This window comes from Oceanipulchritudo coccoides (assembly GCF_010500615.1).
GTDB classification, from domain to species: Bacteria; Verrucomicrobiota; Verrucomicrobiia; order Opitutales; family Oceanipulchritudinaceae; genus Oceanipulchritudo; species Oceanipulchritudo coccoides.
On sequence record NZ_JAAGNX010000003.1, the window covers coordinates 54,760 to 68,866 of the forward strand.

The 14,107-nt window shown below is 53.3% G+C and carries 11 protein-coding genes; 4 read left to right on the forward strand and 7 right to left on the reverse strand.

What is annotated here, in order from left to right; translation table 11 throughout:
• Positions 1–9 precede the first annotated feature (9 nt).
• A complete protein-coding gene (locus G0Q06_RS10795) occupies positions 10–795 on the forward strand; it encodes a glycosyltransferase family 2 protein (RefSeq protein ID WP_163965758.1) in 786 nt (261 codons plus the stop codon).
• 66 nt (positions 796–861) lie between these two features.
• Here the strand turns inward: G0Q06_RS10795 and G0Q06_RS10800 are convergent, their stop codons facing one another.
• Complete coding sequence (locus G0Q06_RS10800) at positions 862–2,256, reverse strand: MBL fold metallo-hydrolase RNA specificity domain-containing protein (protein ID WP_238710691.1); 1,395 nt, start codon at positions 2,254–2,256, stop codon at positions 862–864.
• A gap of 179 nt (positions 2,257–2,435) precedes the next feature.
• On the opposite strand from G0Q06_RS10800, the gene G0Q06_RS10805 reads away from it, so the two are divergent.
• Positions 2,436–3,860 (forward strand): NAD-dependent epimerase/dehydratase family protein, encoded by a 1,425-nt coding sequence (locus tag G0Q06_RS10805; protein ID WP_163965760.1) that lies wholly within the window; start codon positions 2,436–2,438, stop codon positions 3,858–3,860.
• A gap of 6 nt (positions 3,861–3,866) precedes the next feature.
• On the opposite strand, the gene G0Q06_RS10810 is transcribed toward G0Q06_RS10805, so the two are convergent.
• Both G0Q06_RS10810 and G0Q06_RS10815 read right to left on the reverse strand, forming a co-directional pair.
• The gene (locus G0Q06_RS10810) at positions 3,867–4,304 is read right to left on the reverse strand and encodes a CBS domain-containing protein (protein WP_163965763.1); all 438 of its coding nucleotides are present in this window, start codon (positions 4,302–4,304) and stop codon (positions 3,867–3,869) included.
• Between the two features lie 94 nt (positions 4,305–4,398).
• Positions 4,399–5,694, reverse strand: a complete 1,296-nt coding sequence (locus G0Q06_RS10815) for a nucleotide sugar dehydrogenase (protein ID WP_163965766.1) — start codon at positions 5,692–5,694, stop codon at positions 4,399–4,401.
• 58 nt (positions 5,695–5,752) lie between these two features.
• Between G0Q06_RS10815 and G0Q06_RS10820 the strand changes: the two genes are divergently transcribed.
• Positions 5,753–6,679 carry a hypothetical protein gene (locus G0Q06_RS10820; RefSeq protein ID WP_163965769.1) on the forward strand — a complete coding sequence of 309 codons (927 nt, stop codon included), beginning with the start codon at positions 5,753–5,755 and terminating at the stop codon, positions 6,677–6,679.
• A gap of 6 nt (positions 6,680–6,685) precedes the next feature.
• On the opposite strand, the gene G0Q06_RS10825 is transcribed toward G0Q06_RS10820, so the two are convergent.
• Both G0Q06_RS10825 and uvrA read right to left on the reverse strand, forming a co-directional pair.
• The gene (locus G0Q06_RS10825; RefSeq protein ID WP_163965772.1) at positions 6,686–7,558 is read right to left on the reverse strand and encodes a PEP-CTERM sorting domain-containing protein; all 873 of its coding nucleotides are present in this window, start codon (positions 7,556–7,558) and stop codon (positions 6,686–6,688) included.
• A gap of 125 nt (positions 7,559–7,683) precedes the next feature.
• Positions 7,684–10,578: an excinuclease ABC subunit UvrA gene (gene uvrA / locus G0Q06_RS10830; protein WP_238710705.1), complete on the reverse strand. Its 2,895-nt coding sequence runs from the start codon at positions 10,576–10,578 to the stop codon at positions 7,684–7,686.
• A gap of 52 nt (positions 10,579–10,630) precedes the next feature.
• Between uvrA and G0Q06_RS10835 the strand changes: the two genes are divergently transcribed.
• Positions 10,631–10,921, forward strand: coding sequence for a glutaredoxin family protein (locus G0Q06_RS10835; protein ID WP_163965774.1), 291 nt, complete (start codon positions 10,631–10,633; stop codon positions 10,919–10,921).
• On the opposite strand, the gene asnS is transcribed toward G0Q06_RS10835, so the two are convergent.
• Together asnS and G0Q06_RS10845 are read right to left on the reverse strand one after the other, a co-directional pair.
• A complete protein-coding gene (gene asnS, locus G0Q06_RS10840; RefSeq protein ID WP_163965776.1) occupies positions 10,922–12,307 on the reverse strand; it encodes an asparagine--tRNA ligase in 1,386 nt (461 codons plus the stop codon).
• 16 nt (positions 12,308–12,323) lie between these two features.
• Positions 12,324–13,037, reverse strand: coding sequence for a class I SAM-dependent methyltransferase (locus tag G0Q06_RS10845; RefSeq protein WP_163965778.1), 714 nt, complete (start codon positions 13,035–13,037; stop codon positions 12,324–12,326).
• Positions 13,038–14,107 lie beyond the last annotated feature (1,070 nt).

Genomic DNA, 14,107 nt, shown 5'->3' on the forward strand with positions numbered 1-14,107 from the left:
GCTCTTAGCATGCCGAAAATGACGCCTCATCCCGCCAATCCAGATTTGCCCCCTTTGAATCTACTCAGCGTGGTTCTCCCCGCCCGGGATGAATCGGGTTGCATAGAGGCAACACTGCGTCACCTCCACTTGGATCTGAGCCTGCAAAAAATCCCGCACGAGATTATTCCCGTGGACGATGGATCCACGGACACGACTTGGGAAATCCTGCAGGGACTCAGCAATGAGATCCCTGAGATCAAACCTGTACAGAACAAGGGGGATAACGGATTCGGAAGGGCTATCCGATTAGGACTTGAACGGATGGCTGGAGATGCAGCCGTCATCATGATGGCGGATGAATCCGACGATGTCCGCGATGTGGCGATCTACTGGAACAAATTGAACGAGGGATACGATTGCGTATTTGGTTCACGCTTCATCAAGGGCGGTGGGACAATTGATTATCCGATGGTCAAATATTTCTTCAACCGCTTGGCCAACTTCTTTATCCGGCACCTTTTCCACATCCGCCTGAATGATACCACCAATGCGTTCAAGGCCTACCGCAGGAAAGTCATCGAGGGAATTCAACCGCTGATCTCACCGCATTTCAACCTTACCGTGGAAATTCCCTTGAAGGCGATTGTCCGTGGATACACCTGGACAGTCATTCCCATTACCTGGCGCAATCGGCGCACTGGCGTCGCCAAATTGAAAATCAAGGAGATGGGAAGCCGCTACTTCTTCATCATCATGTATGTCTGGCTTGAAAAGTATTTCAGCCGCGGGGATTACCTCAAAAAAGGCAATTAATGGACCGTTCGCAGTGGACAGCAGGGGTTGCGCCTCAACCTCCAGCGATCTGCATTCAGTAATACTTTAGAAGTCAATCAGGACTTGATCATCTTCCTTCGGCACGGTCACGTCCCAACGGAATTGCTTCTTAATGTGTCCTGCCATGGCCTTGCTGGCCTCCGGTTCACCATGGACAAGAAAGATTTGTTCCGGATCCTTGTTGAAGCCCATCATCCAAGCTAGCATCTCGTTGTAGTCGGCATGCCCGGAAAAGCCTTCAATTCGCTCAATCTTTGCCTTCACCGGCACATCCTGCCCAAACATGCGGATACTTTCCTTGCCCTCGAGAATTGCACGACCCCGCGTTCCCTCAGCCTGGTAGCCAATGAACAAGACCGTGTGGCGTTCATCGGAAAGGCGTTCCTTCAAGTGGTGCAGAATGCGTCCACCGGTGACCATGCCACTGGCGGAAATAATGATTGCTCCCTTTTGAATGTCGTTAATCTCCATTGACTGGTTCCGCGTAACCGACAGGCGCAACTTTTTCGGATGGAACAAGCGAACCCCTGAAAGCGATTGCTTGCGGCAAATCAGGTTCAGGTCACGGATGTGATTGCGATGCACCGTGAGAGCTGAATTGGCCATCGGTGAATCCAGATAGACGGGGACTTCCGGAATTCGTCCAGCCACTTCAAGCTCCCTCAGGACGTAAAGCAGCGTCTGTGACCGCCCAACCGCAAACGAAGGAATGACCAGTACACCATTCCGTTCCAGACTTTCATTGACGACACGGGCCAGCTCATCCGCGGAGAATTCCTCCTTGTGAAGGCGGTCGCCATAAGTTGATTCCATGACGAGGTAGTCGACATTGTAAGCTGCCACCGGAGGACGAAGAATCGCATCCGTAGGGCGCCCCAGATCACCCGAAAAAACAATTTTCCGGGAGTTTCCGTCCCGGTCACTTTTCAGGTCAAGAAAGCCTGCCCCGAGGATGTGCCCGGTATCACGGTACTTTGCGCGGACCTTGGGAGCCGGTTCAAAATGCTCGCCGTAATCAACGGCTTTCAAATACGGCAGGACAGCGCGTGCATCATCTTCCGTAAACAACGGCTTTGCCGGCTTGTGCTTGGAATAGCCTTTCTTATTGGCCCACTTGGCTTCTTCTTCCTGCAAGTGGCCCGTATCCGGTAAAAGAATACCAGCCAGCTCAGCTGTCGCCCGCGTACAATAAATTGGACCGTTGAATCCTTCATTCACAATGGCCGGTAGAAACCCGATGTGATCAATATGCGCGTGAGTGAGAATCACGGCATCAATTGTGGATGGATCGATCGGAAAAGGTTCCCAGTTCTTGAGTCGGTTCTTCTTGGGCCCTTGGAATAACCCACAATCAATCAGAATGCGCGTGTCGTTAACCTCGAGCAGGTGGCGACTTCCTGTAACGGTGCCTGCGGCACCCATAAATGTTAATCGTGTCATAATTTATTGGGGTTTGGGTTCCGGTCCATGTTGTTGCCCGATCAAAATTATCGCAATGATAATTTTGGAATGCGGTGACAAGTGACCGCTTGTGTAGACCGGGATATGTCGCAGCACAGCAAGGACAAGTTCTTCGAATAAGATGGGCAACTGAGGGGAATTCGTACATTAGATATGACATGCCAAAAAAGGATCAACGGCCGAAAATTGTCATGGCGGGAGCCACTGGCTTTGTCGGCACCGCGCTCCGTCGAGCCCTGCGAAGGAAATACCGCTTGGTTTGCCTCACGCGCTCCAAGTCCGCAATTATTCATCGATCCGATCATACCGGTGAAGAGTGGCGCACCTGCGATCTGTTCAGCCTGCTTGAGCTTGAAAAGGCCCTTGTCGGAGCTGACTGCGCCATCTATCTGGTTCATTCAATGATGCCCTCAGCCCGTCTGCTTCAGGGAACCTTCGCCGATCTGGACCTGATCATGGCGGACAACTTTGCCCGCGCGGCACAACTTGCCGGGCTCAAACAGATTCTCTACATGGGTGGATTGATTCCTGAAATGGAAGAGCTCTCTCCCCATCTGGCCAGTCGACTGGAGGTTGAAGAAGCACTGGGGAGTGGATCAACTCCCGTGACTGCGCTTCGCGCGGGGTTGGTCGTGGGACCCGGCGGTTCTTCTTTTCGCATTGTCGTGAACTTGGTCAAGCGCCTGCCCGTGATGCTACTCCCCGGATGGACCCAGACCAAAACCCAACCCGTGGCCATTCAGGATGTCGTCCGGGCGGTCACCGAATCCATTGGAAACGAGGCATACTTTGGCAATCACTACGACCTTGGTGGCCCGGATGTCATGACCTATCGCGATATGCTTTGGCGCACGGCAAAGGCGATGGAGCGCAAGCGTCTGTTTATCAATATTCCCATTTTCTCTGCCCGGCTATCCAAGCTCTGGGTCTCCATGCTGGGGGGAGCTTCCCGTTATCTTGTCGGACCGCTCGTCGATAGCTTGCGACATCCCATGGTGGCAAAGGATAATCCGCTACTTGACCAAATCAAACGGGGCCGGATCGGCTTTGAGGAATCCCTTGCCGCATCGCTGGGAAAAGGTGGTGAAATGTCTCCAAACCCGCGAGACCGGATTCGTAAAAGGGATGATCAGGATATCAGAAAACAACGGCGAGTACGCTCAGTGCAGCGAATGATGCTACCGGGGAACCGCAAGGCCGACTGGGTGACAGAAGAGTATTTTCGTTGGCTTCCCAAGGCGCTCGGGCCGTTTATCAAGTCGTATTCTCCAAGGACAAACGCCCATCGTCTGAGTCTGATCTTTAAATCGTGGGTCCTGATCGAATTTACGCTTTCCCCACAACGCAGCTCGCCCGACCGCCAGTTGCTATACATTACCGGAGGCTGGCTCGCAAATTATAAGGATAACCGCAAAGGCCGGATTGAATTTCGTGAAATGCTGGACCGTCGTTGCCTCATTATCGCTATCCACGACTTCACACCCAAGCTGCCCTGGCATTTGTACCGCCGGACCCAGGCCGTTTTCCATCTATGGGTTATGAGGCGCTTTGACCGCCACCTTGCCCGGATTGAGAATTCCTGAAGCTGATCAGATCCCGCTGATGTAGCGCTCAAGGTGCTCAATACTGGCTTTTTGCTGGGCGATGATGTGCTTTACGATGTCCCCGATACTAACCAGCCCGAGAAGCGTATTCTCCTCCATTACGGCTACATAACGAAAGCGGCTGTCGGTGATCTTGCGCATGCATTGGTCCAACGAGGTTTCTGGAGTTACGGTTGGATAATCCCGGTTCATCGTGTCGAAGACGGGCGTATGCCGGGAGGCCCGACCGTGAAGGACGATCTTGCGGGCGTAATCGCGTTCCGTGAGGATACCCAGAAGCTGGCCTTCCTCCATGACTGCGACCGCACCAATCTCCTTGGCGGCCATGAGCTGGAGGGCCTCGTAGGTTGTCTGGTCGGGCTTAACCGAGTAAATTTCCTCGTGCCCTTTGGATTGGAGTAAGTTTTGAGCAGTTGTCGTCATTGGAATTTCAATTTTTCCCAATTGAACGGGAAATGTCAACTTCGGGAACTTTGTCTGCTCCTGATTATTGATAAACAACGGCTTGGGCCGTTAGCTAAGCCTTGTAATACCTGGCTGGCCGCCGGACGATCCAGTTGCGCGTATCCACTAGGGGACAGTTCAAAGTAGAAAAATCCAGCTCTTTGTAGGCGGCATGGTTTGTGGCTAACAAAACGAGATCATAGCCGATTATGGCCGGCTCAGGGCCCTCCCCGATATCCAGGGACTTTCGCCCGGCAAACTGCGCATGCTCACGGGTCAGCTTAATTTCCGGCACAAACGGGTCATGGTAATCCACCGAGGCACCGCGTTCCTCAAGAAGCTCCATCAGCACATAGCTGGGCGACTCACGGTCATCATCCACGTTTGGCTTATACGCCAGACCAAGGATGAGAACCTTGCTTCCCTTGAGCGCCTTGCCCTCGTTGTTAAGCGCTTCCATGACGCGGTTGATCACGTATTCAGGCATGCGGGTGTTTATTTCTCCTGCCAGCTCGATAAATCGCGTATGCTGCCCGTATTCGCGTGCCTTCCACGTCAGGTAAAACGGGTCGATGGGAATACAATGGCCCCCCAGACCCGGCCCGGGATAAAACGGCATGTACCCAAATGGTTTCGTTGCTGCTGCATCGATAACATCCCAGACATCAATTCCCATTTCGTGATAAACCACCTTGAGCTCATTCACCAAGGCAATGTTAACCGCGCGGAAAATGTTTTCCGTCAATTTGGTTGCTTCAGCCAAACGGCAGGAGGTCACTGGATGGACCGCATCAATTGCTTTTGAATACAGCTCCACACAGCGCTTCAAACACGCTTCCGTATAACCGCCCATGACTTTCGGGATGGTTCTGACCGAGTGATCCTTGCGACCCGGATCCTCCCGCTCGGGAGAAAAGGCCAAGTGGAATCCCTCTCCCGCCTTGAGTCCGGATCCCTGCTCGAGGACTTCCCGCAGGTCCGTATCGGTCGTGCCCGGATAAGTTGTTGATTCGAGCACAACCAACTTGGGCCGGTCATCGGTTACCAGATACGGGGCAATCTTCCGGCCTGAATCGAGAACATAGGAAATGTCCGGTTCGCGGTATTTACTCAAGGGAGTCGGAACACAAATCAGCACCGCTTCCACTTCCGATACGCGGGAAAATTCAGAGGAGGCTTCAAAGTTTCCGGAGTCACACGCCGACCGGACCCTGTCCGACTCGATCGTCTTGATATAGCTCCTCCCTTTGTTCAGCATCTCCACCTTGACCGGATCAATATCCAAGCCGAGAACAGGCACACCGGCTTCCGCAAAGCGGAGTCCCAGTGGAAGGCCCACATAACCTAGTCCAATGATGGCAATTTTCATCTCTTGAAACACATTAACGATCTCCAATCTCAGGTGTCAACGCGCAGGAACAAGGACAATGATTACCCCAAGTCGCTCACAGGATGTCCTCGCCAAGCGAAAATGGATCCTCCATGTTTTTCTCATGCATAAACGCCGCTGGTTGAAACGGGCTATCATAACCGGACTTCTGGGAGCACTTTTCCTGGTCGGACTCTATTTTCTTTTAAAACCTGGAGTAACTGACCGGAGAGAAATCTTTCACGGGGTGTATTTGACCGTCGAGGAGCTCGAGCAAAACGAACAAGGCAGCGGTAAGGCGATGATCGTTGAAGTGCATTGGGATACGCCGGGAGTAAAGCTCAGGCACCGTCCCTTCTCCTTTGAGCCGGATCCCGACGATCCGGAGGCCCCGATCTACCGCCTTGAACCGGCCGACTTGGGGCTTCTCCGCCACGGTGCTTCCGTGCTGGTCAACTCAACACGGTATTTGCCCGAGGCCCTGTACCGTTCCTTTCCCGGGGCAAAAGTCCGATCGGTTGAGACTTTGGTTGTCGATGGAAAGATGTCCCATCTGCACAAGCATAGCTATTTGATGTACTGGGATAAGGACGGCAACGCGCACCAGCTTGTGAGAAAGCCCCCCACTCAGGAAAGTATCGAGGAGGCAGTGCTCGCAATGGGTATTCAAGGTGTCCAGGTCTGGGATCGAAAGGCCCACTACCGCGCATTGGGTGACCGGGATCTTTTAATCTCGAGAACATTCATCGGGATCGATACGGAGCGCCATATACTCTGGTTAATGGCCTTTGAGAATGTTTCCGGCTACCGAATGATCGACCGGGCTGTCGAACTTGGAATGGAATTTGGTGGCCAGATGGATTCCGGTGACGGAACAAGCCTGCTCATTGGAAGCGGTGCCAAAGACCTTCTTCCACATACCGGCATTCGCTTTAGACGGCCTCTCGGGCCCTACCTGATGGTCGATGCGCTCCCGCTGGATTGAGATATATTATTTGCGGCGGCGGGGATTTCTCAGCCCAACAAATAGAACAGCTAAACCGACAAAAAGCGCAAACGTCGCAGGCTCAGGCACAGCGACCGTCCCATCCGCATTCAATTCTTCGCTAATCGCACCGAGCGTTTCCCAGGAAGAGGTACTGCTCGCTTCTTCCTTGTTCAGGGCATTGAAATCGGAATTGATGGCGTTTGCCTGTGTCCCGGTTGCCGCAATGTAGGAAATGGTTTTTGTATCATCGTAGGCCGGATCAATACCGAAGTTGCTGGCGGCAAGCACCAGATCGGCGTATGGAATTAAAAAGCTGACAAAGTAGTCATTCCCTGCAGCGCCATCAATATCAAGGGTCGCCCCGGGATCGTTTGTATCGGTGACTGCAGTCCAACTGAAATTAGAGGCGTCTTTGGCATAGGTTATTGCCCCAACATCAGTGATGCTGGTTGTGCTTGGGCCATCATTTAAATCAGACCCAGCATTTTTTATGAGGATTTCATCATCGTTACCTCCTGCTGCTTCAGCGAAGATATCAATTACACCATCACCTGTGAGGTCCATCCCGATGAAGGCATAGTTGCTGAAACCAGCGGGGTTAGCCTCGCCACTGATTCGAAGACGAAAGGCAAGCTGTCCATCGGTCCGGCTGGTATCATCCCCGCCATTCCAGAACTGCACGTAAAATCCCGGGTTATCGGCATTTCCGACTATATCAATGTCTGCCGCCTGAGCCTGCTCATCGTTAAAGTAGTCGGACTGTCGGGTGGGATCAGAGGGAAGAATGGCTTGCCAATCGGTTGTCGGGCCATCGATGACAATTGCCCCCTGAAGCGAAAGACAACTCCCTGAAAGCAGAAAAAGAAAATAGTGCACCCTGTACATAGAATTGAATATTGAATCTGGTTGACTCTATTTATGCAACTGGCGAACCGGATGGATTGAAGTTAGTACAGGGACAATTTCCTCTATTAGGAAACCTAATACCGCCCATTCAAGGTTTATGCCATCCCCTTCAGAGATTTGGCGGTAGCACTTCGCTTGATGGACTTAAGTTCTTCGAATGGACCCGCGTGCAGAACCTCCCCACCCTGTGTCCCGCCTCCCGGGCCCAGATCAATAATCCAGTCGGCGAGGCGAATGACATCGATATTGTGCTCAATCATGATCAGGGTCTGTCCCTGTTCGCGCAGTTTAAAGAGCAAGTCCATCAGGTGCTGGATATCGACCCAATGCAGACCCGTCGTCGGTTCATCAAGGATGTAGAGATTGTGGCTGCGCTGGCTTTTACTCAGCTCAAGGGACAACTTTAGGCGCTGGGCCTCCCCACCGCTGAGGGTCGGGGCAGCCTGTCCCAGGCGGATGTATCCGAGACCCACGGCCTGAAGTGTCTCCAGCTTGGCCCGCAACTTTGGCTGGTGGGCAAAGAGGTCCACCGCCGAATCAACCGTCAGGTCCAGCACATCGGCAATATTGTATCCCTTGAAACGGACTTCCAAGGTCTCCCGGTTATAGCGATGGCCGTGGCAACTTGGACACTCTGTGTAGACATCGCTGAGAAACTGCATATCCAGCTTGATTGCTCCGTCTCCCTGACAGCGCTCACAACGACCCCCACGGACATTGAAACTGAACCGTCCCGGACCATACCCGCGGACCTTGGCCAGCGGGGTCTGCGCAAAAAGTTTTCTCAGGTCATCAAATATCTTCGTGAAGGTGGCTGGGTTTGAGCGCGGGCTACGCCCAATCGGACTTTGGTCAACGCGAACCACGCGCTCGAATGAGGAAAGTCCATCAATTCCCCTGTGACGACCGGGTATTTCCTTGGCCCTGTTTAGCTTGAAAGCCGCCGCTTTGCCAAGGACGTCATTTACCAGTGTACTTTTTCCCGATCCACTGACACCCGTGACAACAGTCAGCAATCCCATTGGAAAAGCGACATCGATTTCTTTTAGATTATGCTCATGGGCCCCTTTTACCCTCACCCAGCCCTCAGTGGGTTCCTTGATCGGGACTGAGCGCTCCACCCTGGCCCGCCCACTGAGAAAAGCTCCCGTTTGCGAATGTTTATCCTTCGTAGCTTCCTTGACGGTCCCTTGAAAAACGAGCTCTCCCCCAGCCTCCCCGGCTCCCGGGCCAATCTCCAGAAGATGATCGGATGCCCGGATGACATCAGGATCATGCTCAACAACGATGACGCTGTTCCCACGATCGCGAAGATCGGTCAAGGTCCGAAGAAGGTCTGCTGTGTTGGCCGGGTGGAGCCCGATGGTCGGCTCATCCAAGACGTAGGTCACGCCGACAAGGCCCATTCCGACCTGTGTCGCCAAACGTACCCGCTGGGCTTCCCCGCCGCTCAGGCTGGCGTAGGATCGGTCAAGGGACAGGTAACTCAAACCCACCTCGTTGAGGAACTGCAGACGATTGTGTAGTCCCTTTATAGCTTCCTCAAAACCCGGCAGTTTCAACCCTTCAACAAAGGCCTGTGCCTCGCCAAGCGTGCCTCCCAGAAACTCCGTGTACGGCGTGCCGGCGAGAAGAACTGAGCGGGATGACTTCTTCAGGCGGGCCCCGCCACAATCTTCACAGCGATTCCGTATCTGGTAAGCCATGAGCCGATGACGAAATCCATCGCTTGAGGTATCCCTGCGTGAACGCTCCAGGTCAGCCAGCACGCCTTCAAAACGAGCCGGCTGAGGCTTCCGGTTACCGGGCTTAAGTTTGAACAGGAATTCGCGCTCTCCGGTACCGTACAAAATTGCCTTCCGCACATCCTCGGACAGGTCCTTCCAGGGAACCGTTGGATCAAATGGCAATTGTTCAGCCAGCTGCTTTAGCTGGGCATTCCGGGCAATGATCATTTTTCTCGACCCGATTCGCCATGGCTTGAGCGCCCCTTTGCGAACGGATTTTTCCGGATCGGGTACGAGCAGCTCCGGAGTGAATTGAAGTGTCTCCCCCAGCCCGCCACAGGTTCGGCACGCACCGTCGGGATGATCCCAGGAGAAGTGCCTTGGGGTGATCTCCGGGAAGACTGTTCCGCATTTCTCACAGGCAAAATGCTGGCTGACCGGAATGCTTCGCCAGCTTTCGCTCCCTTTATCCTGCAACAGGACAAAGGCCCGATTGTCGGCTTCCCGAAAAGCCAGTTCAAGCGAATCAGCCAGCCTGCTGCGTTGGTCCGGTCTCAGGATGAGCCGGTCAATGATGAGATCCATCTGCTGCTCACCCTTCAGGCCGGAGAACAAGTCAGGATCCTCCAATTCAAGAATCTTCCCGTCCAGACGAACCCGCAAATACCCCTTCTGCTTCAGGTGTGGCACCTCGTTCCGGAGAACTGAAACTTTGGCCTCCATGTAAGGGGCGACCACCATCACCCGGCTTCCTTCAGGTTCGGTGAATATCCGTCCCAAGCAATCATCCAGGGATTGCTGCACAATTCGGCCCCCATCCTCGGGACAGTAGGCCTCCCCACACAGCGACCAGAGTAGCCTCGCAAAATCAGCAATTTCGGTGATTGAGGCGACAGTGCTGCGCGGATTCGCCCCCGTGCCTGTTCGTTGCTCAATGGCTATGACCGGCGTAAGCCCTTCTATGTAATCCACTTCCGGACGCTCGATTTGCTCCATGATCTGCCGGGCACGGGTCGAAAGGCTGTCCATGAACTTGCGGTATCCCTCCGCAAAAAGCGTATCAAAAGCCAGTGAGGATTTACCCGATCCACTGACCCCCGTGATGACGACCATTTGTTCACGCGGTATCGAAACATCAATCCCCTTCAGGTTGTGGACCTTGGCGCCCTTGATATGAATCACTTTTTCCATCCGATTGACAGGAACTGAATCACTCACCGCGGATTCTTTCAAGTTGCATCCGGCAATTACAAAAGAGGACATCGAAACCGCTTTTATTTGTCATTTTGCAAAGCCGTGCTAGGATTAAAACAGAATGAGTATTACTACCCCCACGATCTATATCAAACCAGGCTGCCCCTGGTGCCGACAGGCCATGTCGTTCTTCTCGCAACATGGCGTTCAGTTGGAAGTGCGTGATGTGACCGCAAGCACGCAAAATATGAAGCGCATGCTGGATATCAGCGGTCAATCCCTCACGCCGACTTTTGAGTTCGGGGAATTTGTTGTGGCCGATTTCTCGGTTGACGAGTTTATCGATGCCCTCGAACAAGTCCCCGAAGTCAAACAGCAGCTCGGCTTTGGTGACGAGGAAGACTGGAACTGATTAAAACTCGGCGTTTCCGGGTGTACGGGCAAATGGAATGACGTCACGGATATTTCCGACGCCAGTCACAAACATCAGCATGCGCTCGAAGCCAAGCCCAAATCCTGCATGAGGTGCGCTTCCGTAACGGCGTAGGTCACGGTACCACCAGTAATCTTCCTTCGAAAGCTCGTGGTGTTCCATTGCCGCGTCAAGGCGATCAAGGCGTTCCTCGCGTTGACTGCCACCGATGATTTCTCCGATTCCCGGAACCAGGACGTCCATTGCAGCGACCGTCTTGTCGTCATTGTTCTGACGCATGTAGAACGGTTTAATTTCCTTCGGATAATTATAGACTGTGACGGGTCGCTTGAAGTGCTTTTCCGTCAGGTAACGTTCGTGCTCGCTTTGCAGATTGGCCCCGTAGCGGATCGGAAAGTCAAACTTCTCACCGGAATTCTCCAGCAATTCCACCGCTTCGGTGTAGGATAGGCGTTCGAAAGGTCGCTCCGTGACAAATCTCAGGCGCTCGTGCAGGCCCTTGTCGACAAACTTTCCAAACATTTCCAAGTCGCCAGCGCAATGCTCGAGAATATCGCTGATGAGATACTTGATGAATTCCTCGGCGAGGTCCATATCACCCTCCAAGTCACAGAAGGCCACCTCCGGTTCAATCATCCAGAACTCGCTGGCATGCCGGGATGTATTTGAATTTTCAGCACGGAATGTCGGTCCAAATGTGTAGACCTTGCTATGGGAGAGGGCAAAAATTTCTGCCTCCAACTGGCCGCTTACGGTAAGATAAGTGGGCCGCTCAAAGAAATCCTTTGAATAATCAATTTCGCCCTCTTCAGTCCGTGGCGGATCTTTGGGATCGAGTGTGCTGACCCGGAACATTTCCCCCGCCCCCTCACAGTCGCTCGCTGTGATTAAGGGCGTGTGTACATAAATGAATTCGCGTTCCTGGAAAAACTGGTGCACCGCATAGGCAAGCCGCGAGCGCACGCGGAAAACCGCACCGAACAGATTTGCGCGCGGACGCAGGTGCGCGATTTCCCGCAGGTATTCAAGGCTGTGGCGCTTCTTTTGCAAAGGATAGCTGTCCTCTGCCTTTCCTATCAGCTCCAGCTTGGATGCCTGTATTTCCCATGCCTGCCCGGCTCCCTGGCTTTCCACCAGCGCACCCTGCACACAGACAGCTGATCCAGTGGTGAATTCATGGATCTGGCCAAATTCCGGGCATTTTTCATCCACAATGGCCTGCAAATTGGCAAGGCAGGTCCCGTCATTGATCTCAAGGAAGGAAAATCCCTTGGCATCCCGCCGCGTTCTTACCCAGCCAGACACTTTCACCGATTCCTCGGCGCTTGTTGCCCCAAGGGCCGCTTTCACATTTAGTTTCTTCACGCTCATTTTCTTGAAATTACTCGTCTTCTTTTACGCCTAAAATGGCAAGATGCGATGCATCCCGGTAGAGATTCACGGCAGCTGTCTTGGTCGAAAAGGTATAGGTTGCGGCAACCTTTGCCCGGATCAATGGAAAATAATCAACCAGGGAGAAGGGATAGAAAATCCCGTCCCAATTGGTTGAATGGTACCCCTTCCCGCCGGTCAGGAGGAGTTTAAGGAGCCACCTCAGGTGCAAGTCGCGAAAGCATTGCTTCACCCGTTTGGTTAGCGGGGAGCCCATCCCGTAAACATTGTGGTCCGAAATGAAGACCAACTTGCGTGAAACCCGCAGGGCTTCACGAATGGCAGGTTCCGGATCCGGAATATGATGCAGGACACCAAACATCATTACACAATCAAAAGCACCATCTTCATAGTCGAGGTTGCAGGCATCGCCTTCTGCCAACTGGGACTCCTTTAAGCCCTTGCCGATTGCCACGTCCCGGAGCTCCTTCACCGGTTCAACCCCCATGAAGGTCATTTCAGGATGCCGCTGCTCCAGATAATTGATCGACCGGCCGGTGCCACACCCGACATCCAGCACCGATTTAATGTTGTAGTGACGAAATATTCCGCTCAGCAAGGCCGATGCAATGAAATGCTCATCATTGGGATCAGCCACACAGGCGTCATCATAGCTCCCAGCGGTGTCCTTGTAATACTGTCTTTGCTCGTCTACTTCGCTCATGGGCCCTCTCCTGAGGAAATTTACCCGACATCCGGCAAACGCCGGCTAGTGAAGGGTTACTTATGCCAATTCAGCGTGGCAACCCAATTTCCTAAAACAAAAGAGCCCCGCCTTCTTTCGAAGACGGAGCTCAAAATGTGGGACGTCGCTCGCCACGCGATCTTTCCCGGATGCTGACATTTGGCGCTCTGGATCTCTCCTGGCTGCCAGCTCCCCGACGCTATTCTCCGAGGCTCTTCGGAGTTGCGGCCTCGTAGCAGGGCCGAAGATGGAATTACTTCCATCTAGTTCGTGAGTGAGGCCTCTCAGCACAGATCGCTCCGCGGTTGCGAACCACAGAACTGCCGTACCTGACAGGGATATCGCTGTAATCCGGTATCCCTACCACTTTTCCCCAAGGTCGGCTCCTGTAGTTAAATAGGACGTTTGCCTTGGGTTACGGGTCTGACCTCTTACCTCTCGGGAATGCATTCAGTTTACAGGCCGACGACTCGGTTTTTCGAGCCCCCAGCTTCTCAAAGGAAACCTGCGGCTGTTGTCTAGTTTTCGGCCGCCTGCTTCCCCGCTTGCTCTACCGTTTTCGCTGCACCAACGTTTTATGGTCGCTTTTGGCGGGATTGGCCCCCACCCGGTTTGTTCAAACGGACGAACTGCACGGTAACATTCCTTGACCTTTCAGGTCACCGCGTTGGAGCTTCCAAGGACACAAATCCTTCGGATTCCCTAACTCAGTCTGCTGTCTTTGTGGTGACCGCTTTCTACGCGGCCGACAGCGAACTGCCGGTTGTGTGCTATCACAGATCAGGGCTGTGTGACCAACCCTGGCACCAACGGTGAAATATGCCTCACCTCGTGGGGCTTGATGGCAACCTCCGCAGAGGATACCGGCCCTCGATTATGAGGAGCCAGATTCGTTCGATAAATCTGACCTTTCCCCGGTTGCCCGGGATTATCCTGAGGCCTTCGAGTTTCGAATGCCTGTTCTTTCAAAGAACTGAGAAAAGTATGCTCTGGGGGGGCGCCGCCTGTCAACCCTAAAACGCTCATGATCAAGCATTTGTGAATAATTC

Excerpts from the sequence above, each read along its gene's own strand:
- G0Q06_RS10795 (WP_163965758.1), top strand. The coding sequence starts at position 10 with ATGCCGAAAATGACGCCTCATCCCGCCAATCCAGATTTGCCCCCTTTG.
- G0Q06_RS10800 (WP_238710691.1), bottom strand. The coding sequence starts at position 2,256 with ATGACACGATTAACATTTATGGGTGCCGCAGGCACCGTTACAGGAAGT.
- G0Q06_RS10805 (WP_163965760.1), top strand. The coding sequence starts at position 2,436 with ATGCCAAAAAAGGATCAACGGCCGAAAATTGTCATGGCGGGAGCCACT.
- G0Q06_RS10810 (WP_163965763.1), bottom strand. The coding sequence starts at position 4,304 with ATGACGACAACTGCTCAAAACTTACTCCAATCCAAAGGGCACGAGGAA.
- G0Q06_RS10815 (WP_163965766.1), bottom strand. The coding sequence starts at position 5,694 with ATGAAAATTGCCATCATTGGACTAGGTTATGTGGGCCTTCCACTGGGA.
- G0Q06_RS10820 (WP_163965769.1), top strand. The coding sequence starts at position 5,753 with ATGATTACCCCAAGTCGCTCACAGGATGTCCTCGCCAAGCGAAAATGG.
- uvrA (WP_238710705.1), bottom strand. The coding sequence starts at position 10,578 with ATGTCCTCTTTTGTAATTGCCGGATGCAACTTGAAAGAATCCGCGGTG.
- G0Q06_RS10835 (WP_163965774.1), top strand. The coding sequence starts at position 10,631 with ATGAGTATTACTACCCCCACGATCTATATCAAACCAGGCTGCCCCTGG.
- G0Q06_RS10845 (WP_163965778.1), bottom strand. The coding sequence starts at position 13,037 with ATGAGCGAAGTAGACGAGCAAAGACAGTATTACAAGGACACCGCTGGG.